The sequence below is a fragment of the Enterobacter cloacae complex sp. P14RS genome (assembly GCF_014895895.1).
GTDB classification, from domain to species: domain Bacteria; phylum Pseudomonadota; class Gammaproteobacteria; order Enterobacterales; family Enterobacteriaceae; genus Enterobacter; species Enterobacter bugandensis.
Map to the genome: position 1 here is coordinate 1 of NZ_JADBQM010000039.1, position 1202 is coordinate 1202.

The following is a 1202-nucleotide window of genomic DNA, read 5'->3' on the forward strand; positions in this document are numbered from 1 at the left end:
GCCCTATCGGGTCCTGCTGCTAGCGTAAACGCTCCACCGGTAAGGGAAGACTCTCACATCTAGCAAGAATGCCCCTCTGCGTAAGCCATTTTAAGGCACTACTGTCGTTATAATTTTATTATTAAAAGTGAATTCAGCACGCAGGTTCTCATCTAGACAACACGTTATGCCCCATATCATAGGGATAAAACCTATCATACAAGCCATGTTGTTGTACTATGAAACAACAAAAAACAACTACTACCTAAGGATTGTTGAATTTAAGTAAAAAAGGGCATTCAGCCGATGAAATACAAATCTCTTTCGGCCTTGTGCTTCTAAGATTATCAAAATGATTGATAAGTGCTCTCCAGCATTTATTTTATGAGGGGTTATCTTTCCTCTATATGGTATGTATCTTTATCACTCCAGTATATAATCTTATATTTACCAAAGTTGATGCTTTGCTCCTTGTAATAATCCATGACTTCGGATGGATACCAACCATATCCAAATAAAAAAAGAGCGCCTTCGTCAACTAACTGTCTTATTATCCTTTGCTTATCCTGTTCGTCTATTACAGGTAAAACCATAAGCTCATCTTTTAATGAAAAACCTATCGCCTGCATTTTTCTAATTAAATCACTTCCCAGAACTCGTATTTTCACACTAGTCCCAGCCATGTCAATAACAATAATCGAATTACTTGGCATCTTATTCAATTTACATTCACCCTTATAGCTACTGGAGTTGATGTTGGTACAGAATTTACCACCATTTCTGGAGCCCCGCCAGGTAAATGTTGGCCCGGACCTAAGAAATAATCATTCCCACTTAATGGGCTTCGTGGCTGCATATTAGAGATGCCGCCAATCTTTCTTATATTAAATCCTTCACTTAAAGATCCTGGGTATAAACCCATATCTTTTTCAATTTTTGAAGCAAGAGATTTAGTTATAGTTACATCTCCGTCTTCAATGCCATTGAAATATTTCAATGCCCCTTTTTTGTCTGTAATAAATGTACCATCTCGACCGATTGCAGGATATTGATCCCAACTTTTTGGACTAATATTATATCCTACATCATCTTTTAGCATTTTAGCTTGGCGCGCTCTTGCTCTTTCAGCCTTACATAATCCAAGCGGGTCTATATATTTAATAGGGTTAGGCGCATATTGGTAAAGGTTAATCCCCCCCGCCAGCCCTATCGGGTCCTGCTGC

The 1202-nt window shown here is 38.5% G+C and carries 2 protein-coding genes; both read right to left on the reverse strand.

The genetic code is table 11. From position 1 onward, the window contains the following. Positions 1 to 371: 371 nt before the first annotated feature. Positions 372 to 692: a hypothetical protein gene (locus tag IM295_RS22880; RefSeq protein ID WP_045631653.1), complete on the reverse strand. Its 321-nt coding sequence runs from the start codon at positions 690 to 692 to the stop codon at positions 372 to 374. A 5-nt stretch (positions 693 to 697) separates the two neighbouring features. Next, positions 698 to 1202 (reverse strand): RHS repeat-associated core domain-containing protein (locus IM295_RS22885; RefSeq protein WP_305040918.1); only part of this gene is annotated, 505 nt, incomplete at its 5' end.

What these genes read in the sequence shown, in the direction of transcription:
- IM295_RS22880 (WP_045631653.1), bottom strand. Translation starts at nt 692, where the DNA reads ATGCCAAGTAATTCGATTATTGTTATTGACATGGCTGGGACTAGTGTG.